This window comes from Turicibacter sp. GALT-G1 (assembly GCF_025594995.1).
Classification (GTDB): domain Bacteria; phylum Bacillota_I; class Bacilli_A; order MOL361; family Turicibacteraceae; genus Turicibacter; species Turicibacter bilis.
The window spans coordinates 39,025-64,233 of record NZ_JAMQUS010000023.1 but is presented as its reverse complement, the minus strand read 5'-3'; the positions used below and the strand labels follow the sequence as shown (position 1 = coordinate 64,233).

General features: G+C 32.7%; 24 protein-coding genes. 19 read left to right on the top strand and 5 right to left on the bottom strand.

The annotated features are described in order from the left end of the window. The first annotated feature begins 185 nt into the window (after nucleotides 1-185). Nucleotides 186-1,481 carry an adenylosuccinate lyase gene (purB, locus tag NEH74_RS04375; protein WP_055305288.1) on the top strand — a complete coding sequence of 432 codons (1,296 nt, stop codon included), beginning with the start codon at nucleotides 186-188 and terminating at the stop codon, nucleotides 1,479-1,481. Nucleotides 1,482-1,865: 384 nt separating this feature from the next. On the opposite strand, the gene rbr is transcribed toward purB, so the two are convergent. Together rbr and NEH74_RS04365 are read right to left on the bottom strand one after the other, a co-directional pair. Beyond that, complete coding sequence (gene rbr / locus NEH74_RS04370; RefSeq protein ID WP_055305287.1) at nucleotides 1,866-2,408, bottom strand: rubrerythrin; 543 nt, start codon at nucleotides 2,406-2,408, stop codon at nucleotides 1,866-1,868. Between the two features lie 1,012 nt (nucleotides 2,409-3,420). After that, the gene (locus NEH74_RS04365) at nucleotides 3,421-3,759 is read right to left on the bottom strand and encodes a DUF3784 domain-containing protein (RefSeq protein WP_238581171.1); all 339 of its coding nucleotides are present in this window, start codon (nucleotides 3,757-3,759) and stop codon (nucleotides 3,421-3,423) included. Nucleotides 3,760-4,094: 335 nt separating this feature from the next. Here NEH74_RS04365 and glyA point away from each other — a divergent pair, with 335 nt between their 5' ends. From glyA to NEH74_RS04350, 3 genes are all read left to right on the top strand, one after another. Beyond that, nucleotides 4,095-5,327, top strand: a complete 1,233-nt coding sequence (gene glyA, locus NEH74_RS04360) for a serine hydroxymethyltransferase (protein WP_055243486.1) — start codon at nucleotides 4,095-4,097, stop codon at nucleotides 5,325-5,327. 180 nt (nucleotides 5,328-5,507) lie between these two features. Next, entirely contained in the window at nucleotides 5,508-6,356 is an 849-nt protein-coding gene (folD, locus tag NEH74_RS04355; protein WP_055275492.1) for a bifunctional methylenetetrahydrofolate dehydrogenase/methenyltetrahydrofolate cyclohydrolase FolD, read from the top strand. 394 nt (nucleotides 6,357-6,750) lie between these two features. Then, nucleotides 6,751-7,446 carry a Crp/Fnr family transcriptional regulator gene (locus tag NEH74_RS04350; RefSeq protein WP_055305286.1) on the top strand — a complete coding sequence of 232 codons (696 nt, stop codon included), beginning with the start codon at nucleotides 6,751-6,753 and terminating at the stop codon, nucleotides 7,444-7,446. Between the two features lie 137 nt (nucleotides 7,447-7,583). Here the strand turns inward: NEH74_RS04350 and NEH74_RS04345 are convergent, their stop codons facing one another. Together NEH74_RS04345 and hcp (NEH74_RS04340) are read right to left on the bottom strand one after the other, a co-directional pair. Next, nucleotides 7,584-7,748: a ferredoxin gene (locus NEH74_RS04345; protein ID WP_202966276.1), complete on the bottom strand. Its 165-nt coding sequence runs from the start codon at nucleotides 7,746-7,748 to the stop codon at nucleotides 7,584-7,586. Nucleotides 7,749-7,840: 92 nt separating this feature from the next. Continuing rightward, entirely contained in the window at nucleotides 7,841-9,487 is a 1,647-nt protein-coding gene (gene hcp, locus NEH74_RS04340; RefSeq protein WP_055305285.1) for a hydroxylamine reductase, read from the bottom strand. A gap of 319 nt (nucleotides 9,488-9,806) precedes the next feature. Here hcp (NEH74_RS04340) and hcp (NEH74_RS04335) point away from each other — a divergent pair, with 319 nt between their 5' ends. From hcp (NEH74_RS04335) to NEH74_RS04305, 7 genes are all read left to right on the top strand, one after another. Beyond that, nucleotides 9,807-11,480: a hydroxylamine reductase gene (gene hcp / locus NEH74_RS04335; RefSeq protein WP_238581274.1), complete on the top strand. Its 1,674-nt coding sequence runs from the start codon at nucleotides 9,807-9,809 to the stop codon at nucleotides 11,478-11,480. Between the two features lie 347 nt (nucleotides 11,481-11,827). Further along, on the top strand, nucleotides 11,828-13,219 hold the full coding sequence (locus NEH74_RS04330; RefSeq protein ID WP_317452425.1) for an NADP-dependent glyceraldehyde-3-phosphate dehydrogenase: 1,392 nt from the start codon (nucleotides 11,828-11,830) through the stop codon (nucleotides 13,217-13,219). 19 nt (nucleotides 13,220-13,238) lie between these two features. After that, entirely contained in the window at nucleotides 13,239-13,994 is a 756-nt protein-coding gene (locus NEH74_RS04325; protein WP_055305283.1) for an FAD-binding oxidoreductase, read from the top strand. A gap of 23 nt (nucleotides 13,995-14,017) precedes the next feature. Next, on the top strand, nucleotides 14,018-14,320 hold the full coding sequence (locus NEH74_RS04320) for a cupin domain-containing protein (protein WP_055305282.1): 303 nt from the start codon (nucleotides 14,018-14,020) through the stop codon (nucleotides 14,318-14,320). A 35-nt stretch (nucleotides 14,321-14,355) separates the two neighbouring features. Beyond that, the gene (locus NEH74_RS04315; protein WP_055305281.1) at nucleotides 14,356-14,583 is read left to right on the top strand and encodes a DUF1858 domain-containing protein; all 228 of its coding nucleotides are present in this window, start codon (nucleotides 14,356-14,358) and stop codon (nucleotides 14,581-14,583) included. A gap of 13 nt (nucleotides 14,584-14,596) precedes the next feature. Further along, nucleotides 14,597-15,811, top strand: coding sequence for a DUF438 domain-containing protein (locus NEH74_RS04310; protein WP_055305280.1), 1,215 nt, complete (start codon nucleotides 14,597-14,599; stop codon nucleotides 15,809-15,811). 116 nt (nucleotides 15,812-15,927) lie between these two features. Next, nucleotides 15,928-16,110 (top strand): hypothetical protein, encoded by a 183-nt coding sequence (locus tag NEH74_RS04305; protein WP_055305279.1) that lies wholly within the window; start codon nucleotides 15,928-15,930, stop codon nucleotides 16,108-16,110. Nucleotides 16,111-16,137: 27 nt separating this feature from the next. Here the strand turns inward: NEH74_RS04305 and NEH74_RS04300 are convergent, their stop codons facing one another. After that, a complete protein-coding gene (locus NEH74_RS04300) occupies nucleotides 16,138-16,386 on the bottom strand; it encodes a TIGR03905 family TSCPD domain-containing protein (protein ID WP_055305278.1) in 249 nt (82 codons plus the stop codon). 348 nt (nucleotides 16,387-16,734) lie between these two features. On the opposite strand from NEH74_RS04300, the gene lysS reads away from it, so the two are divergent. From lysS to NEH74_RS04260, 8 genes are all read left to right on the top strand, one after another. Next, nucleotides 16,735-18,222: a lysine--tRNA ligase gene (gene lysS, locus NEH74_RS04295; RefSeq protein ID WP_055305277.1), complete on the top strand. Its 1,488-nt coding sequence runs from the start codon at nucleotides 16,735-16,737 to the stop codon at nucleotides 18,220-18,222. A gap of 239 nt (nucleotides 18,223-18,461) precedes the next feature. Beyond that, a complete protein-coding gene (locus NEH74_RS04290) occupies nucleotides 18,462-18,833 on the top strand; it encodes a hypothetical protein (RefSeq protein WP_055305275.1) in 372 nt (123 codons plus the stop codon). 132 nt (nucleotides 18,834-18,965) lie between these two features. Further along, entirely contained in the window at nucleotides 18,966-20,267 is a 1,302-nt protein-coding gene (locus NEH74_RS04285) for an alpha-amylase family glycosyl hydrolase (protein ID WP_055275499.1), read from the top strand. Between the two features lie 124 nt (nucleotides 20,268-20,391). Further along, a complete protein-coding gene (gene thpR / locus NEH74_RS04280; RefSeq protein ID WP_055243493.1) occupies nucleotides 20,392-20,928 on the top strand; it encodes an RNA 2',3'-cyclic phosphodiesterase in 537 nt (178 codons plus the stop codon). Between the two features lie 3 nt (nucleotides 20,929-20,931). Beyond that, nucleotides 20,932-21,645 (top strand): CBS domain-containing protein, encoded by a 714-nt coding sequence (locus tag NEH74_RS04275; RefSeq protein WP_055305273.1) that lies wholly within the window; start codon nucleotides 20,932-20,934, stop codon nucleotides 21,643-21,645. An 82-nt stretch (nucleotides 21,646-21,727) separates the two neighbouring features. After that, nucleotides 21,728-21,961 carry an LUD domain-containing protein gene (locus tag NEH74_RS04270; protein WP_237252772.1) on the top strand — a complete coding sequence of 78 codons (234 nt, stop codon included), beginning with the start codon at nucleotides 21,728-21,730 and terminating at the stop codon, nucleotides 21,959-21,961. 545 nt (nucleotides 21,962-22,506) lie between these two features. Then, on the top strand, nucleotides 22,507-24,744 hold the full coding sequence (locus NEH74_RS04265; protein WP_055305272.1) for an EAL domain-containing protein: 2,238 nt from the start codon (nucleotides 22,507-22,509) through the stop codon (nucleotides 24,742-24,744). Between the two features lie 96 nt (nucleotides 24,745-24,840). Next, entirely contained in the window at nucleotides 24,841-25,170 is a 330-nt protein-coding gene (locus tag NEH74_RS04260; RefSeq protein ID WP_055243496.1) for a hypothetical protein, read from the top strand. Nucleotides 25,171-25,209 lie beyond the last annotated feature (39 nt).

Below are 25,209 nucleotides of genomic sequence, written 5' to 3'. Positions count from 1 at the left end.
TAAACTGATTTAACCTTTTTTATTTGAAATGAAAGTGGATTAATCACTTGTTAGGGTTTCGGTAGTTTATCATTTTTTTATTCCGACAAATGATATCAAAAATTTAAAAGAAAGATTTGTTAGAATGGGCAAATTAAGTTAAAATAAATAGGTAAAGTAAAATAGGATAAGGTGGGAAAGTAGACATGATTGAGCGTTATTCGCGCCCTGAGATGGCAGCTATTTGGACAGAACAAAATAAGTTTGAAGCATACTTAAAGGTTGAGATTTTAGCTTGTGAAGCTTGGGCTCATTTAGGACATATTCCAATGGAAGATGTTGAAAAGTTATGGAAAAATGCTTCGTTTGATCTGAATCGTATTTATGAAATTGAGCGAGAAACTCGCCATGATGTTGTAGCTTTTACACGTGCGGTAAGTGAAACTTGCGGCGATGAGAAGAAGTGGGTACATTATGGATTAACGTCAACGGATGTTGTAGATACAGCGAATGGATATTTATTAAAACAAGCGAATGATATTTTACGTGCTGATATTCAACGTTTTATTGATGTTTTAGGTGAGAAAGCTAAAAAATATAAACATACAGTGCAAATGGGTCGTACACACGGGGTTCATGCTGAAATCACGACGTTTGGATTAAAGTTAGCGTTATGGTATGAAGAGATGAAACGTAATCAAGCTCGTTTCGAGGAAGCTGCTCGTGCGGTTGAGTGTGGAAAAATTTCTGGTGCCGTTGGAACGCACGCGAATATTCCATTCTTCGTTCAAGATTACACTTGTGAGAAGTTAGGAATTGAATCTGCTAAGATTTCAACTCAAACGTTACAACGTGACCGTCATGCCGCTTATATGGCAGCTATCGCGTTAGTTGGAGCATCTATTGAGAAAATGGGTGTTGAAGTTCGTCACTTACAACGTACTGAGGTTCGTGAGGCAGAGGAGTTCTTCCGTAAAGGACAAAAAGGTTCTTCAGCTATGCCACATAAACGTAACCCAATCGGTTCTGAGAACATGGCAGGGTGCGCACGTGTGTTACGTGGATATATGGTGACGGCATATGACAATATTGCTTTATGGCATGAACGTGATATTTCACATTCATCTGCAGAGCGTATTATTATGCCAGATGCAACAATTTTATTAGATTATATGTTAAATCGTTTCACTAACCTTATCGATAATTTAACGGTTTATGAAGAAAACATGTTAGAAAATATCAACAAAACTCATGGTGTTATTTTCTCTCAACGTGTGATGTTAAAATTAATCGAAAAAGGATTTGTTCGTGAGCAAGCTTATGATTTAGTTCAACCTAAAGCAATGCAAGCTTGGGAAAACCGTCAATCATTCCGTCAATTATTAGAAGCAGATGAAACAGTCATGAGCCATTTAACAATGGAAGATTTAGATGATTGCTTCGATCATACATATCACTTAAAAGCAGTAGACGGAATCTTCGAGCGTCTGGGATTAAACTAAAAGGTTGAAAATGACGTTTAGCTTTCCGTACAGATCGAATTTCGGGGGTCTAAACTTGAAGTTTGAGTTTAGTGATCGGAGGAGACTTGATAGGAAGGTTGTCATTTGAAACTGGATTGAATAAAAGTTGCCCTAAAAGATAAGAACATTTAAATTCAAATGAATTAGATGGGCTAAAAAGTAGCGAGAATTTTGCGTTCTCTGAGTTAAGTAGGGAAATAAATTTTAGTTAAATGTACTACCTTATATGAGGGAAGGTAGTTAAATATTTTAGATTAATTTGATTGGCCATATTCAATTTAATCGTGTTGTGGATAACTTCATTTGAAGTTATCCACATTTTTATTTTTGAGCAAAAAAAGAGCCATTCGGCTCTTTAAGATATTAGTAGTTTTCTGAACGGATTTCGAAGTGTGCTTGATCGTATGAGCAAACTGGACATACTTTCGGCGCTTTTTTCCCGAAATGAATGTGTCCGCATTCTTGGCATACCCAAGCAACTTCTTCTTCACGTTCAAATACTTGACCTTCTTCAATATTTTTTAATAATTTTAAGTAACGTGCTTCGTGTTCTTTTTCGATTTTTCCAACCATTTCGAATAAGGCTGCAATACGATTGAACCCTTCTTCGCGAGCTTGTTGTGCGAATGTTGCATACATATCAGTCCACTCATCGTTCTCTCCAGCTGCAGCATCTTTTAAATTTGTCATTGTATCTGCGATTTCACCTTCATGTAAGAATTTGAACCATAATTTTGCGTGTTCCATTTCGTTACGAGCTGTCTCTAAGAAGATGTTTGCGATTTGTTCGTATCCTTCTTCTTGAGCTTTTGCAGCATAATAAGTATATTTGTTACGTGCCATTGATTCACCAGCGAATGCATGCATTAAATTTGCTTCAGTTTTAGAGCCTTTTAAGTTATTCATAATTCAATTCTCCTTTATTCTCGTTATCTCTAATTAGACTTTTTAATATAAGTAGTAACTATTACTAGTTTATATTAGCTTTAGATTAAAATCAATAATAATTCTTAAATTTATTTAAAATAATTGATATTATCATATTTTTGATATTAATTATTATTTGAGGTAATAAAAAATTGCTTATAAGATAAATTTTAGATATAATAATAGTGAGATCAGTATAAAGTAAGTAGTTTATCTACTTCCAATTAAAAAAGATGCGCTAAGCGCATCTTTTTTGTATATTTTTTTGTTAATGAGTTATTCTATTAATGAGAGTTGCAGTGGTGTTTGTCGATCATCCCACTATAATCATTAGAATCGACCGTCGCGTGGCGTTTGTGGATTGCCCACGGTAAATAGTAAGAATCTGAAAAAGTTTAATGAATACCGTTATTAGACTTTAAAACTCTCAGAAAAAAGTGTCTTGTTTTAGAAAAATGTTTCTATGCAAGACACTTTTTATTTTTGTTATTAGATGATAAAAGAGAGTGCTATTAATTTAAGTTACTCTCTTTTACAAGATAAGTTGATAGATGAAGTAAATGAAAACTACCATCGCAAAACTAGCGATAAACACATTTAGCTTCTTTATTTTTCTTGGTCCTATACCGGGACTAAACCAAAATAAGTTATCAATTATATCAAATAAGGTTTGAATTAAATTATCTATAAAATCCATTTTTCCCCCCTGTTTTGATGAATTAATACTTTATTATATGAGAAATATATTTAAAAATATGTCGGAATTAAGGATAAAAATTTTGAATCTACATATCCTATTAGTGTAGAGTCAAAGGTGGTCTTCGCTGATGTTCCCACATAAAAAAGAAATTTAGCCTTAGAATGGAGTAGCAGATAGCCCATTATAAAGAATATTATCTGACTAATATTCAGTTGTGAAACTCGATATTAGATGGACTCTACAGGTTAAGTGTCTTATTGTAGGAAGATGTTCCTATAATGAGGCACTTTTTTATTTTTTATATTTTTCGAAAGCTTTTTTATCATCTAGGTGAACATTTTTGAAAAAGTAAATGAGCCAAATAATGATGGTAAGAATGAAGCACCACATTCCGAAGAAATAAGTTGGGATTGAGCCAATGACAAAAATAATGCCGTAAGTGATAAAATTATTTCTCATGTCCAGGCTCAGGCGTTTCTCATCATATTTAAGACGTTCTTTTTTCGATTTGAAGTTATAACCTGAAATTAAGAGACATGCTTTTTCTTTTAATAAAGCAAAAATAGTGGCAAAAATGAAAAAAAATATTGCCATTATTAGAGTGAAAATGGTTAAGGGCATATTTTCCATATTCATTCCTCCTTTATTTTATTATATGAGTGAATATTTTTTGATACAAGGGAAATAATTAATTTGTAGAGTTTTGCGTAAGGGTTATCGGATAGCCGTGAAGTATCTGGATAAGATTTAGTGAATGCTAAATGTTAGAAACTCTGCAATAAAGTGTCTTGTGATAGAAAATAGTTTCTATGATAAGGCACTTTTTTTTGTTTTTTGGTTAAAAAACACACCTGCGAACTACTTTACTTATATACTAGAAGTATAAGTAAAGAGCATATAAGTTGGCTATTCGATAGGTTTATGTGAAAATGACGATAGAAGTTTTTGTTAGGAGTGATTTTTTGATGAAAGATACGGCTATTTTTGAGGCGCTACAATTAGAGTTAAAGCGTCAACGTGAAAATGTGGAATTAATTGCGTCTGAGAATTATGTATCAGAAGAAGTTATGGCGGTTCAAGGATCTATTTTAACAAATAAATATGCAGAAGGGTATCCAAATAAACGTTATTATGGTGGATGTGAATTTGTAGATACGATTGAAGATATTGCACGTAATCGTGCCAAACAATTATTTGGAGCAAAATTTGCGAATGTTCAACCTCATTCGGGTTCTCAAGCCAATATGGGAGCTTATCGTGCAGTGTTAGAGCCAGGAGCAAAAGTATTAGGAATGAATTTAAGTCACGGGGGACATTTAACTCATGGTCATCCGTTAAACTTCTCAGGAAAAGATTATGAGTTTTATGAATATGGAGTAAGTGATGAAACTGAAACGATTGATTATGAAGTTGTTCGTCAAATTGCTCTTGAAGTTAAGCCAGCTTTAATTGTAGCAGGGGCATCTGCTTATCCACGTGCTATTGATTTCAAAAAATTCCGTGAAATTGCAGATGAAGTAGGGGCTTATTTAATGGTAGATATGGCGCATATTGCGGGATTAGTCGCAGCGGGATTACATCAAAATCCAATGGATTATGCTCATATTGTGACAACAACGACTCATAAAACATTACGTGGGCCACGTGGTGGAATGGTTTTAACGAATGATGAAGAAATTGCGACAAAATTAGATAAAGTTGTATTCCCTGGTATTCAAGGCGGGCCTTTAATGCATGTTATTGGCGCAAAAGCTGTTGCGTTTGGAGAAGCTTTAACCCCTGATTTTGTAGAGTATCAAAAACAAGTGATTAAAAATGCGAAAGTGTTAGCTGAAGAATTAGCGAAGCATGGTTTACGTATTGTGTCAGGTGGAACAGATAATCATTTGATGCTTGTTGATGTGAAATCGACATTTGGCTTAACTGGAAAAGTCGCTGAAGCTGTCTTAGATCGAGTGGCGATTACGTGTAATAAAAATACGATTCCATTTGATACAGAAAAACCATTCGTTACGAGTGGAATTCGTTTAGGAACGCCTGCCGTCACAACTCGTGGATTTAAAGAAGCAGAAATGATTGAGTTAGCAGGTTATATTGCTGAAGCGTTAAAATATCATGAGGATGAAGAAAAATTAGCTCAAATTCGTCAATCAGTCTTAGGATTAACTGGACGTTTCCCTTTATATGAAAATCGATAATTAAAAATAAGAAATCCCTTGCGTGAGGCAAGGGATTTTTAATGATAATCTTAGCTATGTATAAATAGTAGTGGCGAGCTAAGCATACATTAAATAGATGAGGCATATGTTATTTTATAGGGTATTTTGTGTTATAATGAAGAAACTTAAAGATAAAGTTTGTAAGTAGGAGGAATCGTGATGACAACATTGATTGATGGGAAAAAAGTTTCCTCTCAAATTAGAGATAAAATTTCCCAGGAAACGGCAGAATTCATTGAGAAAACAGGGATTCAACCTCATTTAGTTGTGATTATTGTAGGTAATAATCCTGCATCAATGACTTATGTTAGAAATAAGAAAAAATCTTGTGAAGAGGTTGGATTTAAGTCAACGGTGATTGAATTACCTGTTGAAACAACTGAGTCGGAGTTATTGACAAAAATTAAGGAATTAAATGAAGATCCATCTGTTCATGGGATTTTAGTTCAGTTACCACTACCTAAACATATTAGTGAGGAAAAGGTCATTGCAACGATTTCGGTGAAAAAAGATGTCGATGGATTCCATCCGTATCAGGTGGGAGCTTTAGCTTCGGGTCTAGATTGCTTAAAACCATGTACACCATCTGGTGTGATTGAATTATTAAAAGCTTATAACATTGAGATGACAGGACGTCATGCGGTTATTGTTGGGCGTAGTCATATTGTTGGGAAGCCTCTTATTCAATTACTTTTAGATGAAAATGCAACCGTAACGGTTTGTCATTCTCGTACACAAGATTTAGCTCAATTTACGAAATCAGCTGATCTTCTCATTGTGGCTATTGGACGTCCAAACTTTATCACAGCGGATATGGTCAAAGATGGAGCAGTTGTGATCGATGTTGGAATTAATCGATTAGAAACTGGAAAACTTGTGGGTGATGTAGCTTTTGATGAAGTAGAACCAAAAGTTAGTTATATTACGCCTGTTCCAGGTGGAGTTGGACCAATGACAATTACAATGTTACTTCGTAATACATTAGAGGCTGCTAAACGTTTAAAATAAAAAACATAATTTAAACCTATAGGTTAGATACTAAGTAAGTCTGAGCTATAGGTTTTTATTTTATCGTAATAAATAAAATAAATTGAAAAAATTCAGGATGATTAGATTTTCTAGTAAGAGTCATCACTAAAGTAGGTAGTTAGTATTTTTTCTATCCTAGGCATTCGAAATGATAAAATTAAATACTATTATTAAAATGTTGTGATCATCCAGTGATACTGATTATAGATCTAGTAGATCACCATAAATGATCATGAGCTTTTGTTAAGGAAATGGGTACCATAATTAAGATACTTCTTTTTGGTTGGTTTTAAAATTTATATATTAATTGTGTTATTTTTATTATCTGTGGTATGCTTGTCTAAATAAAAATAGGCTAGAAAGAGTTGATTTTGTGAGTTGTACGCGTTGTGTAGATAAATTTTGTACTTACAAGGTTCCGATTTTTAAGCATTTTAATTGTCAGGAGGTTGAAGAGCTACTTAAGGTTATTGAGCATAAAGAATATAAAAAAGGGGATATTTTATTTAATGAAGGAGAACTTGCCGATACGTTGTATATTATCAATGAAGGAAAGTTAAAAATTTTTAGTTATACAAAGGATGGGAAGGAACAAATTTTACATATTTTAAAAGAGGGTGATTTTTGGGGAGAACTTCAATTATTGCAGGAAACAAACTTTAAATGTTATGCAAAAGCAATAGAGGATTGTAATGTATGTACGATTACGAAAGAGCAGTTTCAAAAATTAATATTAGAAAAGCCTGAAATGAGTCTTAAAGTATTAGAAGTTGTTAGTCAGCGACTTATTCATTTAGAGAGCTTAGCACTTGTTTTATCTGATAATGATACAGATGCTAAGTTAGCTTATTTATTAGTTGATTTAGCTAATCACTATGGCATTAAAATGGGATCAAAGATTGTTGTTAATTTGCCATTTACACGAGAAGATATGGCAAACTATACAGGATTAACAAGAGAAACAATTAGTAGAAAGTTAAATATGTTTAGTGAAAAAGGGATTATCAAAATAATCGGTCATAAAAAAATTGAAATATTAGATTTAAAGTATTTAAATGGATTAATTTAAATTTTATTAGAGCTGTAGAATAGATATAATTTTATAACTTACATAAAAAGAAGCAGAACACCTAGTTGAAGAACTAAGGGTATTTTGCTTCTTTTTATATATGGAGTTTTAATTAGCTAGCTAGATAAACGATAAAATTAATATTTTATAATCGTAATTGCCTCGACCGGACAACTATCTTTTGCATCTTCAGCAAATTTTATAATTTCTGCTTTAATCTGATCAACGATAGGGATTGAAATTCCTTCGTTATCTAGTTCAAATACTTCTGGTGCGATGCTTGTACAAGCACCACATCCGATACAAAGATCTCAATCTACAAAAGCTTTCATGTAAAATAACCACCTTTAATTAGGATACTAAACAAATTAATCTATATTTACTCGATTAAAAATTATTTTAATAGAAGTTTCAAGTCTTCTTCTACTGTTGAAATTCCACCAATTGCGAAATTTTCAACTAAGACGTTAATCACATTTGGTGATAAGAAGGCTGGTAAAGTAGGGCCTAAATGAATATTTTTAACTCCTAGTGATAATAAAGCTAATAAAACGATAACAGCTTTTTGTTCATACCAAGCAATATTATAAGCAATTGGTAAGTCATTAATATCATCTAATCCTAATGCTTCTTTTAATTTTAAGGCAATAACAACTAATGAGTATGAGTCATTACATTGTCCAGCATCTAATACACGAGGAATTCCATTGATGTCGCCAAGATTTAATTTATTGTATTTATATTTGGCACATCCCGCCGTTAAAATGACAGAGTCATTAGGTAATTCTTGTGCAAAGTCTTTATAGTAAGTACGTTCTTTATGACGACCATCACATCCTCCCATGACAACAAAGTTCTTAATTGAACCCTCTTGAATGGAGCTGACAACTGAATCAGCAAGTGCTAATACTTGATTGTGAGCAAATCCACCAATAATTTCACCCTCTTCAATTTGAGTAGGAGGCGGGCATTTTAACGCATGTTCAATAACAAGACTAAAATCTTTTGAACCATCTCCTAACATAGGAATCACTTTAAAGTCGGGATGTCCTGTATTTCCTGTCGTATAAACACGATCAGTATAAGTGCATCCTTTACGAGGTGGAACTAAACAATTTGTTGTAAAGACAATAGGTCCATTAAAAGTTTCGAATTCTTTTGTTTGTTCATGCCAAGCATTCCCATAGTTCCCAACTAAGTGAGAGTATTTTTTAAGTTCTGGATAGTAGTGAGCAGGTAACATTTCACTATGAGTATAGATATCAATTCCTGTATCTTTTGTTTGTTCTAATAATTGTTTAATATCGTGTAAGTCATGTCCCGTAATTAAGATACCCGGACGGTTTCTAACACCAATATTAACTTTTGTCATTTCTGGATGTCCAAATGATGAGGTGTTAGCTTGATCAAGAAGTGCCATAGCAGAAACTCCGACAGTTCCTAATTCAAGTGCTAGTGTTGTATAAGTAGCTACATCTAATTGTGGATTAATTAATGAGGCCATAAAGCGATGCATTTGAGCAAACACTTCAGAATCTATAAATCCTAATTTTTCAGCATGAGATGCATAGGCTGCTAAGCCTTTAAGTCCGAATAAGATTAATTCACGTAATGAACGAATATCTTCATCGTCTGTTGATGAATGAATAGCAACTGATAAAGCTTTTGCTATCATACTTTGTTTATCATGAGCTTCAAAGTTAACAATATCATGTGACAAAATTGGAAGGTGATGATTGTTTAATTTTTCTTTCAACTGCTTACGTAAACTGAAGCTTTTTTTAATACGTTTCACAAATTCTTCTTCGTCAAAATTTGCGTTAGTAATCGTTGCAAATAAACCTTCTGTAACGAATAAATCAACCTCGCTTGTTTGATCTCCTTGTGCATTTACTTCTTGAGCTAAACTAGATAATCCAATTAATGAATAAATAAATGTATCCATTAAAGCAGTTAGCTCAGGTGATTTTCCACAAACGCCAAATACTGTACACCCAATTCCCTTTGCCGCTTCTTGACATTGATTACAAAACATATCCATATTTTCACCTCTTCTTAATTTATCAACGTTATTTTATTGAAGTAAAATAAAAATAAATGTGATTGAAATCAAAAATAGAAAAAAATATACTTTTTATCCTGAATTATTCATGATAAAAATGTAAAAAGTGTTGAATCCCAAGTCACATCAATGGGGTTTCTTTATTTCAATTTTAACGTGAAGTATTAAATATGATATTTTTTTAGTAGAAGAAGTGCTGTTCTCAATGCCTATAAAAGGGTTAACTCCTTAAGGATAGTTGAGACAAAGATAATCAATACTATGAACTGTAATTGTATATATTTAAGGAGGTTCTTGTGTGGAAAATAACATGGCAATGGAATACCCTATGTTTTGCTACCAATGTGAGCAAACAGCGGGTGGAAAAGGATGTACAAAATTAGGGGTATGTGGTAAGACACCAGAAGTAGCAGCTCTTCAAGATTTACTCATATTCCAAATAAAAGGAATCAGTTGTTATGCAAAAGAAATTATTGAGCAGGGTCAAAATGTTGATAAAGAAATTATCACATTTATTGAAAATTCCTTATTTACAACACTAACTAATGTCAACTTTGATGCTGATGTTCATGTTGAAATGTTAAAAGAATCCCAAAGAATAAAGGAACAGTTAAGAAAACAGGTAGGAAATATTAATAATGATACAGAGCATGCGACTTACAATTTAAGCGAGACAAGGTCAGAAATGCTTAAGGATGCCAAAAAAGCAGGAATTATGTATGATCAAAACCTTGATCCTGATATTCGTTCATTAAGACAAACAATAATATATGGATTAAAAGGGATCAGTGCTTATGGACACCAGGCAAGGGAACTCGGATATTATGATGATGAAGTTGATAACTTTTATGTGAGAGCACTGGAAGCAACGACTGATGATAGTTTATCGGTGGAAGAATTAATTCGATGGACGATGAGAACTGGCGATATGAGTGTTGCTGTTATGAAGAAGTTAGATGAAGCGAATACAACTGTCTATAAAAATCCATCACCTCATAAAGTAAATGTTCATCTTAAAAAGGGGCCATTTATCATCGTATCTGGGCACGACTTGAAAGACTTAGATATGTTATTAAAACAAACAGAAGGTAAAGGAATAAATATTTATACTCATGGAGAGATGATTCCTAGTCATGGATATCCAGAATTGAAAAAATATCCTCATTTAGTTGGAAACTTCGGTGGTGCGTGGCAAGATCAACAAAAAGAATTTGATAATATACCAGGTTGTATTTTAATGACAACAAACTGTTTAATGAGACCGAGGGATAACTATAAAGATAGAATCTTTACGACCAGTGTAGTAGGTTGGGATGGTGTCAAACATATTGGTAAGAATGAAAACGGAGAAAAGGATTTTAGTGAAATAATCAATAAAGCTTTAGAACTTGGAGGTTATGAAGAGGATCAAGAACCTTATGAAATCTTAGTTGGATTTGGACATCACGCTACCTTAAGTCATGCAGAAACGATTGTTAATGCAGTTAAGGAAGGAAAAATTCGACATTTCTTCTTAATTGGAGGATGTGATGGGGCAAGACCAGGTAGAAATTATTATACAGAATTTGCGAAAAAAGTACCGGATGACTGTGCCATCTTAACGCTAGCCTGTGGTAAATATAGATTTAATAAGTTGAAATTTGGGGAAGTAGCTGGACTTCCACGACTTCTAGATGTAGGTCAATGTAATGATGCTTATTCTGCCGTAAGAATTGCAACAGCTTTAGCCGATGCATTTGACACCGATGTTAATGCTTTACCCTTATCAATTATTCTCTCTTGGTATGAACAAAAGGCAGTAGCAGATTTACTAGCCTTATTATCATTAGGTATCAAGGGAATCTATTTAGGCCCAACATTACCTGCCTTTTTAAGTCCTAATGTACTACAATATTTAGTTGATACGTTTGATTTAAGACCTATCAGTACTCCAGATGAGGATTTAAAATCTTGCTTGCAACAAGGCATCTAATCATTGAAAAATATATTTATATCTTTAATAGTTAAAAGTTTTCTAATAAATACGAGTGAGACATCAAATCTTATCTTTTCAGTCTTGGTTAGTCGATAATATTTTAACAGGACAGAGACTTGATGCCTCTTTTTTTTATGTCATGAAACAAGGTGTTACTTATACTGTAATACCAAATAGTATAAAACTTATAATTATATACTTTTGTACTAAAGCAATAGAACTTCAGAATTTAGGAGAGTTAATTAAATTTTGATTTGAATCATATTTTTGAATTTTGATTTTGATTATAATACGGTTATCAGCAAAGTAGATTCAAATTTAAATTATAAAGAGAGATGATTAAAATGAATTCAAACAAAGTTATAAAGATAACATCACCTTTAAATAACGCAGTAATTGGTGAGGTTCCAGCTTTATCAAAAGCTGAAGTTGATGAAGTGATTAAGCAGACTAAACAAGTATCAAAGCAATGGGCACAAACTTCATTATATGAACGTGGTGAATATTTATATAAGGTAGCCCATTTATTGATTAAATATCATGACGAGTTAGTCAATTTATTGATGAAAGAGGTTGGGAAAGATCGAAAAAGTGCTAAATCAGAAGTTTTAAGAACGGCGGATTTAATTCGATATACGATTGAAACAGCTAAAAATATATATGGACAAGCAATTCCAGCTGATATTGTAGAAGGGGCTAAAAAAGGGAAATTTGCAATTACAAGTCGAGAGCCAATAGGGATTGTACTTGCTATTTCACCGTTTAATTATCCAATTAACTTAGCTATTTCGAAAATCGCACCAGCTTTAATGGGTGGAAATACGGTAGTATTTAAGCCAGCTACTCAAGGAAGTTTATGTGGAACATTCTTAAAGAGGCTGTTTAATGAAGCAGGATTACCAGATCATGTCGTAAGTATTGTAACGGGAAAAGGCAGTGAGATTGGCGATTATGTTGTGACACATCCTGATATTAATTTTATTAATTTTACAGGAAGTACAGCGATTGGTAAACATATTGCAAAACAAGTGGAGATGATTCCTTTACTAATGGAGTTAGGTGGAAAAGATGCTGCCATTGTATTAGAAGACGCTGATTTAGAATTAGCAGCTAGTCAAATTATTTCAGGAGCTTTTTCTTATTCAGGTCAACGTTGTACAGCTATTAAGCGTGTTCTAGTCTTAGAAGATGTCGCAGATGAATTGATTTCTAAAATGATGAATCATATTAAAAAATTAAAAATAGGAAATCCTTTAGATGAGGAGAATTTAGATGTTGTTCCTCTTATTGATAATAGTTCAGCTGATTTTGTATGGGGACTTATTGAGGATGCAAAAGAAAAAGGTGCAACGCTACTTTATGGTGGTAAACGTGATGCAAATCTTATTCAACCGACATTATTTGATTTTGTTACTCTAGATATGAGAATTGCTTGGGAAGAACCATTTGGTCCTGTACTACCTATTATTCGTGTTAAATCACTAGAAGAGGCAATTGAAGTTGCTAATGCTTCCGAATACGGATTACAAAGTTCAGTCTTTACCGTAAATCTGAATAAAGCATTTGAAGTAGCCAAAAAGCTTGAGGTTGGAACAGTTCAAGTTAATAACCGTACTGAGCGTGGTCCTGATCATTTACCATTCTTGGGTATTAAAAATTCAGGTGTTGGAGTCCAAGGAATCGCTTATTCGATTGAATCGATGACACATATTAAATCAACTGTTATTAATTTATAGGAGAATAGGAGCATACAAAATGAGTGTATGGAAAGGTTTTAAAGAATTTATTGTAAGTGATAAAGTAGCAGAAAATGAATATATTTATTCATTTTATTTAACTTCACCAGATGATGAGAAGTTACCAGATTATTTACCAGGACAGTTTATTGCTATTCGTGTGCAAAATGAAGATAGAACTTGGTCAAGACCAAGACAATATACGCTATCAAGTGTTTCGAATGGTAAATATTTTAAAATTAGTGTTAAAAGAGAGCCTGAAGGTGATGTAAGTAAAAAACTATGTGATACGGTTCATAAAGGAGATTTAGTAAAGATTTCAGCTCCAACAGGAAAGTTTGTTTTAAAAGATGATGGAAAGTCTGTTGTCTTAATAGGTGGCGGAATTGGAATTACCCCAATGCTGACAATGGCATATAAAGCTGTTGAGTCACATCCAGCTGTGCATTTAATCTATAGCTCACCAAATTCAAACTACCATGCGTTCGAAGAGGAAATTGAAAAATTAGCTAATAATCATGAAAATTTAAAGATTACAACCGTTTATACACGTCCGTTATTAGCAGATGAAGCACAAAGGAGATTTGATTTAAAGGGACGTTTATCAAAAGAATGGTTACAAGAAAATGTGAATCTTAATTCGGTGTTTTATTTCTGTGGACCTGTGGAATTTATGAGAAGTATATATCATTATTTAATTGAATTAGGGGTTACACCTGAAAATATTCATTATGAGTTATTTGCACCAGGACAAGATATTACTAAGTCAATTTAATTTAATCAGGAGGTATGTTTATTATGAGTCAACAAGAATCTAAAGTTAAAAATCTTAATGCGGTAAATTCAAAAGAATTATTAATTAATAATAGTCAGTTTAAAGTCGTGTGTTTCGCATTAGAAGCAGGTGATGAAATTCCTAAACATTCCCATGAAGCATCTGCATTTATTCAAGTTGTAAATGGTGTTGTTGAAATTAGTTTTGATAACGGAGATAACTATTTATTAAATCAAGGCGATATTTTACCCTTTGATGCGAAAATTAAACATCAAGTTATGGCTAAAGAAGAAAGTAAGATCATTGTTACGATTGTAAATAATTAAAACTAGATGAAGTATTTCAAGAATAGAGGGAAATGATGAACAAAATAATTGATTTAAATGAACCAGTTTATGAAATATATATGAAGTATCCAGAAATATTAGATATTTTATATCAATTAGGACTTCATGATATTGTAAAGCCAGGAATGATTAATACAGTTGGCAAAGTCATGACACTTCGTAAGGGCGCTACTATGAAAAGAATTGATTTTGAAGTAATTGAACAAACGTTATTAGATAAAGGTTATTTATTACATCGTTAAAAGGAGGCCTTATATGAGTGAATTTATCAATAATAGTGAAATGAGAAAACAAACAATTAAGAATATTATTAAGCAGTTACATGAGGGAAAAACTGTTGAAGAAGTTAAACAACAGTTTGAAGAAGCATTTGAGGATGTCTCAGCTTCAGAAATTACCACAGCAGAAGCTGCGTTAATTGCAGAGGGGGTTTCAGCTTCAGAAATTCAACGACTTTGTGATGTTCATGCATCTGTTTTTAAAGGAACAATTGAAGAAATTCACCAACATCCATCAAATGCTATTCTTATTCCTGGGCATCCATTAAATACTTTAATGAGAGAAAATTTAGCGATTAGTCGAATTATGAATCAAGAAATTAAACCTTATCTTAAAAATTTAGATGGTGAAGAAAGTTATAAATATTTATTAGAGGGAGTTAATCATCTTTCTCAAATAGAACTTCATTATCAGAAGAAGGAAAATTTATTTTTCCCGTATATGGAGAAATACGGTATTGTTGCTCCTCCACAAGTTATGTGGGGAGTTGATGATGAAATTCGTGCAGATATTAAAGAAATTAAAACGTTACTTGAGCAAGATTCTAAAGTAGACTCTGTTATAACTCAAAAAATAGAAGATGTTATGACTAGAGTGGAGGAAATGATTTTTAAAGAAGAAAATATTATGGCTCCAATGTTGTTAGATCATTTAACACAAGAGGAATGGAAAAAAATCGCAGATGAAAGCCATGAAATTGGATTTTTAATTAAGAAGGTATCTGAATGGAATCCTGTTATTCCTACTAAAGATGCTGTAGTAAAAGAAGAAGAAAACGTTCAAGAAGGACTAATTAAATTGCCATCTGGAATTTTTACTACTGAACAATTAACGTGTATGTTAAATACACTTCCTTTTGATATTACTTTTGTGGATAAAGATGATTTTGTAAAATATTTTTCAGAAGGAAAAGAAAGAACATTTATTCGTACTAGATCGATTATCGGAAGAAATGTATCAAACTGTCATCCACCAGCAAGTGTTCATATTGTAGAGAAAATTGTCAATGATTTTAAAACAGGTCGTAAAGATCAAGAAGATTTTTGGATTAAATTAGGTGATAAATTTGTTTTAATCCGCTATTATGCTGTTCGTAATGATAAGGGAGAATATTTAGGAGTATTAGAGGTGACACAGGATATTAAAGAAATTCAGCAAATTGTAGGAGAAAAGCGATTAGTATCTGAATAAACTTATCATGGATATCTAAATTTCTGAAATTTTTAGAATCAGTAAAGGGTTTCAAAAGCAATGTCTGAGTGATGCTGCTTTTTTATTGATATAATAAGGAAAAGGGGGATGTGAAGATGAGTTTTAAAAGGATGAAGGGGATTTTAGCGTTATTTTGGTTAGTTGCTTCTATTGTTATTGTTGTACTTGATATTAATGGGGTAATTAATTTAGCGCGAAATAATGTCCTGTTTTTTGGAGTTATTCTTTCTATGTTTGTTTCATTTCAAATGATTAATTACTTTGAGAAAAAGAAATAAAAATAAAACCAGTCCTAGAGACTGGTTTTATTTTTGTTGTAAATAGTTTTCTAAGGCTTGTGCAAGTTGATCTGGACATGATGTCTCTTTTGTACGGCATGGAATGCCTTTTAGCTTATTAATTGCTTCCTCCACTTCCATTCCTTTTACAAGGTGTGAGATTCCAATTAAATTTCCTGGACATCCCCCGATAAAGTTAACACTTTTGATTTTGTTATCTTCAACTTCAAATTGAATTTCTTTGGCACAGACGCCTGTTGTTTTGTATGTTTCCATTAAACAACCTCCTGAATTACCATTTTATTACAAGTATTATAGCAGCTCACCTACTCTAAAACAAGTTTGCTATTTTTGGTAAACGCTTCCTGTTTGGGGTTGTTTTTTTAGATATTTAGTTTTATAATGGAGGTTGAATAACCATGTGATATTCGATTATTGAGGGTGTCGATTTTTTGAGGTTAAGTGGTTATTTATTTGAGGAGTAGGTAGTGTCAGTATTTGACACTGCCTTTTTAATATGAACTGAATATTTTTTGCCTAAATAGACAATAATTAAGACAAAATGTGCTTTAACATGTTATAATGAAAAAATGAAAAAATAGTTATATAGATGGAGTGATTCAGATGTCGACAACTGAAATCAACGATCAATTACAAGTTAGACGTGACAAAATGGAAGATTTACGTCAAAACGGAATTGATCCATTTGGACAACGATTCGATCGTACTCATTTATCTTCAGAGTTAGTTGAAGAGTTTGGGGCGTTCTCTAAAGAAGAATTAGAAGAAAAAGAAATTGAAGTAGCAATCGCTGGACGTATCCGTACAAAACGCGGAAAAGGGAAAGCTGGTTTTGCTCATATCCAAGACGTTAAAGGTCAAGTTCAAATTTATGTACGCCAAGATGCAGTTGGTGAAGAAGCTTATAATTTCTTCACAAAAGCTGACTTAGGTGATATTGTTGGGGTACGCGGAGTTGTATTCAAAACTAAAGTTGGTGAGTTATCAATTAAAGTTAAAGAATATACACCATTAACAAAAGCGTTACGCCCATTACCAGAAAAATATCATGGATTAACTGACGTTGAAGAGCGTTACCGTCGTCGTTATGTTGATTTAATCATGAACGAAGAAAGTAAACAAACGTTCATTACACGTACTCGTGTAATTACTGCAATGCGCCGTTATTTAGATAATTTAGGATATTTAGAAGTTGAAACTCCAATTTTACATACCACATTAGGTGGAGCTGCAGCTCGTCCATTCGAAACTCACCATAATACATTAGATATGGATTTATATTTACGTATTGCAACTGAGTTACATTTAAAACGTTTATTAGTTGGTGGATTAGAAAAAGTTTATGAAATCGGACGTATCTTCCGTAATGAAGGGATTTCAGTTCGTCATAACCCTGAGTTCACTTCAATTGAGTTATATGAAGCTTACGGTGATATGGAAACAATGATGGATTTAACTGAAAATATGATTGCTCATATCGCACAAGAAGTTTTAGGAACAACGACTGTGCCTTACGGTGGACATGAAATCAACTTAGCAGTTGGATGGAAACGTTGGCACATGGTTGAAGCTATTAAAGAAATTACAGGTGTTGATTTCTTCAAAGAAATGACATTTGAAGAAGCTAAAGCCATCGCTAAAGAACATAATGTAGAAGTGCCTGCTCACTTCACAGGTGTTGGACATATCATCAACGAATTCTTCGAAACATTCGTTGAAGAAAAAATCGTTCAACCAACATTCATTTATGGACATCCAGTAGAAGTTTCTCCACTTGCGAAGAAAAATGCTCAAGATCCTCGTTTCACTGATCGTTTCGAGTTATTCATCGATGCTCGTGAGTACGCAAATGCCTTCACTGAGTTAAATGATCCAATCGATCAAAAAGAACGTTTCGAAGCTCAACTTGCTGAGAAAGCATTAGGAAACGATGAAGCATCTGAAATGGATATTGACTACATCGAAGCATTAGAATATGGTATGCCACCAGCAGGAGGACTTGGAATTGGTATCGACCGTTTAGTTATGTTATTAACTAACTCTCCAACAATCCGTGACGTATTATTATTCCCAACAATGCGTAAAAAATAATAAATGAGAATCCCGCTACACATAGCGGGATTTTTTATAGCATCAATTAATGAGAAAAGTATATTTTTACGTTAGCTTAAATAGTTAGATCTTTCTTTGTAAATAATGTTTTACTTATCCACAATTTTATATTTTATAACAATTAGTTAACGGGTTACCTTTTTTGGTAGCCCTTTTATTTTGGAAGACGTTATGATATGATGGAATAAAGTTTATTGATTTTATGGGGGATGAGATTTATGTTAGGATTAGTGATTTTTCCAATGTTATTTTTTATGATTGGTTTTTTATTTAAGGTATTTCGTCCATATTATAAGCCTGCGGAGTTTGTTTTCGTTAATATGATGACTGCGATGATTGCTTTAGTGGTGGCAAATGGTGCAACTTTATTTATGACGATTCCTTTTTTTGTACAAATGGCACTTTTACATGTGGGAATTTATTTAGCATTTGCATTTGTTGGATTATTGACGCAAAATATTTATGGATGGTTTAATAATCGATTTCCAATCGCTGGTGGAATAGGTCGTGGGATTACGATGGTGGCATTAATTTGTGTGATGATGACAGCTTGTTTTTCAATTCAATATATCTTAACGTTAATTTATTAGAAACTCAGGACTTTTCCTGAGTTTTTTTATATTTTATGAGTTATTCTTCATAAAGAAGTCGAATGTTTTTTTACATGAAGGACTTTCGAGAGAATAAATTAGAAGTAGTTAATGATAGGAGGGATATAGAAGATGGCAAAGGATACAAATTTATCTTTACGTCAGTCGGTGATTTATCAAGTATATAATCGTAATCATAATGAAAGTGGAACGTTTCGTGAACTGATTGGAGATTTAGAGCGAATTAAGCAATTAGGAGTAGATATTTTATATTTGTTACCGATTCATCCGATTGGCAAGAAAGATAAGAAAGGTGAGTTAGGTTGTCCGTATTCGATTCAAAACTACCGTGAGGTTAATCCTGAGTATGGAACACTTGAAGATTTCAAGGCGTTAATTGAAGCAACGCATAAACAAGGAATGAAATTAATGATTGATGTCGTTTATAATCATACGTCTCGAGATTCTTATTTATTAAACCAGCATCCTGAATGGTTCTATCTTAATAAGGACGGGCAATTCGCAAACCGTGTGGGTGATTGGTCTGATATTACCGATTTGGATTATTCTAAGGATGTCGCGTTATGGGATGAATTAATTGAGACTTTAAAATACTGGGCAGCACTGGGTGTAGATGGATATCGATGTGATGTGGCATCGTTTGTACCAGTAGAGTTTTGGCTAAGAGCTAGACGTGAGGTTGCAGAGATTAATCCCGACTTCATTTGGCTAGCAGAAAGTGTCGATGGTGGATTTATTAATTATATTCGTTCGCAAGGTTTTGAGGTGCATAGTGATTGTGAGATGTATCAGGCGTTTGATATTTGTTATGATTATGATGTGTTTGCTTTCTATAAGGATTATTTACTTGGACGTGCCCCATTAGGGGAATATATTAAGCGCGTGCAAATGCAGGAGGTTATTTATCCGGGGAATTATGTGAAGTTGCGTTGCTTAGAGAATCATGATCAGGCACGGATCGCTTCGCTAGTTAAATCGGTAGAGCAATTAAAAATGTGGACCGCATTTGTGTATCTACAAAAAGGGGCCACGATGATTTATGCGGGACAAGAGGCACTTTGTACGCATACTCCAAGTTTGTTTGATATCGATAAGGTGGATTGGTTACGTTATAATGAAGCAGGAATGGCTGATTTAATGTGTCAGTTAGCTTCTTTAAAAAAAGATGATATTATGCGTGATGGATTTTATACGATTGAATTAGGGGAAGTCTTAGATACGGTTCGATTAATGTATCATACAAAGGTGAAAAAACGAATTGCAATTTTTAATTTTGGTTTAAAGTCAGGAGAGGTTTCTGTTGATACAGTGGATGGTGAATATAAAAATTTACTAACCAATGAAGTTATTCGAGTGAAAGCTGGGAAAGTTATGCTAACAGCAGAACCTATTGTTTTTGAAGCGAATCAATAAAGTCTACTTTTTATAAGTAGATTTTTTTAATTTTGTAAAGAAAGTGTAGATTGGTGCAAAAATGACAAATAGTTTTAGTTGATTTAGTGTATCCTAATAAAAAACAAGATAATTAGGTGAAGTTATGAAACGATTGTTTATTGGTATTAGTTTTTCCACGGAGCTAAAAGATTATTTTAAACATGCTCAGTTAATGGTGGAGAAATATTGTGAAGTAGCAAAGTATACGAGTTATGATAATTTTCATCTGACGCTCAAGTTTCTAGGGATGATGGAGGAGGCGAGTGTCAATCAGTTGATCGAAATCATCAATTCAATTGATGTTGAGAAAATAATCTTGATGCTTGATCATATTGGCTTCTTTAAAAAGAAAAATCGTTACGTTATTTATATGGGAACGCATCCGAATGAAGCGTTGACGAAAGTGGCAATGGATTTGCATGATGCTTTAGTTGAAGCCCGTTTAGTGACTCAAGAGGAGTTTATTTATACGCCTCATGTGACACTTTGTCGAAATGCAAAGTTGTTAGTTCCATCAGTTGATTTATCTCGAGGGATTGATATTCAAAAGGAAATGATGCTTGATAATATTACATTATATGAAAGTACGAATATTAACGGAGTGCTAACTTATCAACCGTTGTATATTCGGGAGGTGTAAAAAATGGTAGAACAAGAAGGATATCTAGTATTCATTGAATCATTTAATCATATACATAAATATCTGAAGAAATATACGGACTCAGATGACAATGTGTCGTTTAGCGATTTACTTTATAAGGCAAAGGCGCATCCCATGATTCATCTTTATTTAGATGAGTTACATTTATTCCGTAAGTTACGAAATATTATTGTGCATCAAACCGATGACTTTGAGAAATTGATTGCAACACCAAGTGATGAAGTGGTCGAACGAATTAAATTTATTGAACAACAATTAGTGGACCCATCGACAGTAGGTGTATTTAAAGCGGAAGTGATAAAATTTAATGCTACTGATTCTATTGAAGATGTTTTAAAACTTTCTGGAGAAAAGGAAATTTTGAAACTTCCTATTTACGAGAATAATAAGTTTATAGGGTTAGTTACTTCAAGAGCGATTGCGAAATGGTTACAAAAACATATTCAAAATAATACAATTGAGCTTTCAGGGACAGTAAAAGATTTATTAGACTTTGAAAAAAAATCACAGTATGAATTTATCGCTTCATCGATGACGGTTTATGAGGCTTGGCATCTCTTTCAAGCGTCACCTAAAAAATTAGATGCGTTATTGTTAACTGAAAGTGGCCGTCAAGAGGACGTGATAGAAGCTGTTATTACATATGACGATCTTTTGAAGTATATTTATACGCACGATCAATATGTTTTTAATTAAAGACTTTTAAAATTTTGAGTTGCTATTCTAGCACTTAGTGAATATGTTAGGAGTAATAGTGTCCATTGAGGGGGAGTGTAAGATGAGGGAGTATGTGAAGACGGTCATCAATAAAAAAGTAGAACGTACAGTGGAAGCCTTGAAACGCCATGGATTTAATGCGACATTTGCCAATTCTAAGGAAGACGCATTTTCCCTTGTTACATCATTAGTTCAGAAGGGAAAGCTAATCGGAGTTGGTGGTTCAATGACGTTCAAAGAAGTTAGGTTATTAGATGAATTTCAAAAGGATGACTATCGTTTCATTCAAACATAGGTGGAAGGGTTGACACAGAGTGAGTGTCATTAATTATACCGAGAATATTTTTGCGGATGTTTATTTGATTACTGAACATGGGGATTTATATAATTTAGATGGTTGTAACAATCGAATAGCATTATTGTTATAGGGGGCTAATCTGGTTATGATTGTAGCGGTAATTAATAAGATTGTTCGTGATTTAGATGAGCTGATTAAGTGAAATGGGGAAGTTGTAGCTCCTGCTAATACACTTCGTCTAAATAAAAAATGCCTTGCACAAAGACGTTAAAATGTTGTGATTGTAAGAGTCCAGATTGTATTTATTGCAATTATGTTGTTATGTGGCCACAAGCTGATCAAGAATAAATTAATATTATTTTAGTAAATGATGAGCTAGGTTTTTAAGATAAAAGAGTTGTATTTAGGACAGTGATGTACTTTTATATGGACTATCAATGATTCGTCTTAATCTCACAATTTATCCTATGTATTTTTTTATGACGAGTTAGTATAATTATTGTTATGTGAAAACGGTTAACAAATATAGAGGGGGGCTATAGATGGCCGAGAAAGTAACAAGAGATGCGTTACTAAGTTTTTTTATTGATTCATGTTATCTGTTAGAAAACTACAGAAAAGTCGAGGGAATATTATATGAGCAGATAGAAAAGGATGAGTTAGAATTAGAGAATATACTAAATGATTATCGGGAAAATCAAAGTTTTGAATGGTTAATTCCGATGTTGATTTTTGCTTCACGTTATTATTCTCAACAGAAAGCCAATAATGTGGCACTTAAGTATCTAATTGAATGTGAGTGTATTTTAGAAAATTTAGAAACTGATAATCTCTTAAAAGGTTACATTTTTGCTGAGTTAGGCTATATTTATGAAACGAAAGGTGTATTTAAAGAGGCAGACTTTTATTATATGTCGGCAGCTTCTTTTGGTAGTGATAAAAAGATTCCTTTATTAACGACGTATGCTTTGGAACGGTTAATTTATATTATTCTAGTTTCATGTCACCGTAAAAGCATCGAGAGGTTTCAAACATTTACTGCTGATTATCAAAATCAGGATATTTCAGATTATTTAAAATATCAAATTGAATTATTAAGGTTATATCTATCTGAAAATTATGAGGAGATTATTTTAAATATAGAACCAGTGGATGAAACTCAAGAGAATACCTTGTTAATGAAAAAGGCAATATGCGCTCATTCGTTATTTCAATTAAATCGTAGTGATGAGATTGAGTGGGATTTGAACCTTCTAGAGTTGGTGGCCTCTCAACAATCTGATGTTTATTGCTTAATTTATCATTTAACTTATCATCTCGTTCATGATAATGATGAGCAATTATATGATTATATTACAAAACTGTCCAATAATTTAAAGGGTAAACAACAAAATGGTTGGTTGAGATTTGTTTATCAATTTTTATCTCAATCTTGTGAAGGTAAACTAAATGAAGTAGAGGGGAGTGAATTTCAAGATAGTTTAAATAAGCTAACTCAACAAGTTTCTTATCAAGAACAAAGATTAAAACATCGAATGCAAGGGATATATCATAACTATCGACAATATTATAACGGGATTCATTTAATTCGAAATAAACGAAAATATAAAGTAGTTAGTTGGAAGCAACTTCCTATTTCTTATCGATACGAGTATACGTCTAAAACTGTCGTTGGTTATTTTAAATTAGATCATTGTTTCTATAGTGACTTCAACACATCCCTTTTGAAACAAGTGATTGAAATGATTGATGAGTTTATTGGAGAAAGTATTACTTTTTCAGTAGAGAAAGAAGGATTATGGTTTTATTTTAAAGCGTGTTGTAGTGAAATCAAACTTAAGAGAAAGCTCAATCGCTTAGTCGAACGATGGTATGAAAAGCTTGGGCAGTCTTATTTTGTTACTTTTTGTTTACCCCAATCAACGACAGATTCATTTGAAGAAACTATTGAACGCGTTAAATCTAGTTTTTATGGAATGATTTTAAAATCAAGGTCTAAACTCTCATATGAAGTTAACTTTTGTCAGGAAAAATTCACACGGTATAATTTTTCAGTTAAAATTCATCAATTATTAGAGAAGGCTAATCACATAGGTGAATTTACGTTAAATTATAGTCCTCTATATTATCGAGATGGACATCAGTTATTTGGTATTGAGTGCCACAATATTTTAGATGATTATAGTATTTTAAATCAATTACCTGTCGAAGAGCGTGAAGAGGCATCACCTTTTTTAAATATTGAAAAAGAGATTTATTTATTTAAATTAGGTTGTGATTATTTAAAGGATTACGATGAAAAAAATTCAGTTAAATTATCACTATTTATTAAGTTTTCCCGTCAAACACTCTTAAATAAATGTTTGTGTTCTCGTATTTTAACTCATTTAAAAGAAGATGGCATTGATCCAAATCAAGTGATTATTAGTGTGAATGAGGATATCTTATTTGAACAAAATGTTTTAATTCAAAAGGCAATTAAACGATTACGTGAATTTGGCGTTAATATTGCATTAGATGAATATGGTGCTGGTGCTTTAACAGGGTCTATTCGTAATTTAAGTATTGATTATTTAAGAATTAGTTCATGTTTTATTCAATATCTTAAGTCTTCGAAAAATTGTTTAAGTATGATGAATTCGTTAATTAATGTTTGTATGAGTAAAGATGTAAAGATTTGTTGTTCAGAAATTGAAAATGAATCTAGTCTTCATTTGATTAGGGATTTTGGAATTGATGTTGTGAGTGGAAGCTATTATCAAAGAAAATTAGTTGTTTAATTAAATGAAATGCGTCATAATAGAGATTATAAAACGAGTAGGCGATAATTCAATACGCACGAAATGTTAATCTTTAGTATGAAGAGGTGACACGAGATGAAGCAGGATATGAATATGGACTTAGGAATTGAGTCATTTTTAGAACCAGACTCTGATTTTATTGAAGAACTATGTGAACATTTAGAAGGGGAAGGCATTCATTTAACGAGTGAATTATTAGTTCAAATTCTTTCAAAATATGAGGATCATAAGTTTAGTTTTTTCAAAGAATTAATTGAACAATTAGTTGGGGCTGATAATATGGCCTTACCAACTGATGGGGGACCAGCTGTCATTCAAGTGGTTATGGATGGGAAACGTGATCGAAAACAAAAAGATAAAGATAAGGATCACTTAGTTGATGTAGATTCTACATTGTTATCATAATTTTAACTATATATAAACAGAAATAAAATCTACATTTAT

Excerpts from the sequence above, each read along its gene's own strand:
- purB (WP_055305288.1), top strand. The coding sequence starts at position 186 with ATGATTGAGCGTTATTCGCGCCCTGAGATGGCAGCTATTTGGACAGAA.
- rbr (WP_055305287.1), bottom strand. The coding sequence starts at position 2,408 with ATGAATAACTTAAAAGGCTCTAAAACTGAAGCAAATTTAATGCATGCA.
- NEH74_RS04365 (WP_238581171.1), bottom strand. The coding sequence starts at position 3,759 with ATGGAAAATATGCCCTTAACCATTTTCACTCTAATAATGGCAATATTT.
- glyA (WP_055243486.1), top strand. The coding sequence starts at position 4,095 with ATGAAAGATACGGCTATTTTTGAGGCGCTACAATTAGAGTTAAAGCGT.
- folD (WP_055275492.1), top strand. The coding sequence starts at position 5,508 with ATGACAACATTGATTGATGGGAAAAAAGTTTCCTCTCAAATTAGAGAT.
- hcp (WP_055305285.1), bottom strand. The coding sequence starts at position 9,487 with ATGGATATGTTTTGTAATCAATGTCAAGAAGCGGCAAAGGGAATTGGG.
- NEH74_RS04330 (WP_317452425.1), top strand. The coding sequence starts at position 11,828 with ATGAATTCAAACAAAGTTATAAAGATAACATCACCTTTAAATAACGCA.
- NEH74_RS04325 (WP_055305283.1), top strand. The coding sequence starts at position 13,239 with ATGAGTGTATGGAAAGGTTTTAAAGAATTTATTGTAAGTGATAAAGTA.
- NEH74_RS04320 (WP_055305282.1), top strand. The coding sequence starts at position 14,018 with ATGAGTCAACAAGAATCTAAAGTTAAAAATCTTAATGCGGTAAATTCA.
- NEH74_RS04315 (WP_055305281.1), top strand. The coding sequence starts at position 14,356 with ATGAACAAAATAATTGATTTAAATGAACCAGTTTATGAAATATATATG.
- NEH74_RS04310 (WP_055305280.1), top strand. The coding sequence starts at position 14,597 with ATGAGTGAATTTATCAATAATAGTGAAATGAGAAAACAAACAATTAAG.
- NEH74_RS04305 (WP_055305279.1), top strand. The coding sequence starts at position 15,928 with ATGAGTTTTAAAAGGATGAAGGGGATTTTAGCGTTATTTTGGTTAGTT.
- NEH74_RS04300 (WP_055305278.1), bottom strand. The coding sequence starts at position 16,386 with ATGGAAACATACAAAACAACAGGCGTCTGTGCCAAAGAAATTCAATTT.
- lysS (WP_055305277.1), top strand. The coding sequence starts at position 16,735 with ATGTCGACAACTGAAATCAACGATCAATTACAAGTTAGACGTGACAAA.
- NEH74_RS04290 (WP_055305275.1), top strand. The coding sequence starts at position 18,462 with ATGTTAGGATTAGTGATTTTTCCAATGTTATTTTTTATGATTGGTTTT.
- NEH74_RS04285 (WP_055275499.1), top strand. The coding sequence starts at position 18,966 with ATGGCAAAGGATACAAATTTATCTTTACGTCAGTCGGTGATTTATCAA.
- thpR (WP_055243493.1), top strand. The coding sequence starts at position 20,392 with ATGAAACGATTGTTTATTGGTATTAGTTTTTCCACGGAGCTAAAAGAT.
- NEH74_RS04275 (WP_055305273.1), top strand. The coding sequence starts at position 20,932 with ATGGTAGAACAAGAAGGATATCTAGTATTCATTGAATCATTTAATCAT.
- NEH74_RS04270 (WP_237252772.1), top strand. The coding sequence starts at position 21,728 with ATGAGGGAGTATGTGAAGACGGTCATCAATAAAAAAGTAGAACGTACA.
- NEH74_RS04265 (WP_055305272.1), top strand. The coding sequence starts at position 22,507 with ATGGCCGAGAAAGTAACAAGAGATGCGTTACTAAGTTTTTTTATTGAT.
- NEH74_RS04260 (WP_055243496.1), top strand. The coding sequence starts at position 24,841 with ATGAAGCAGGATATGAATATGGACTTAGGAATTGAGTCATTTTTAGAA.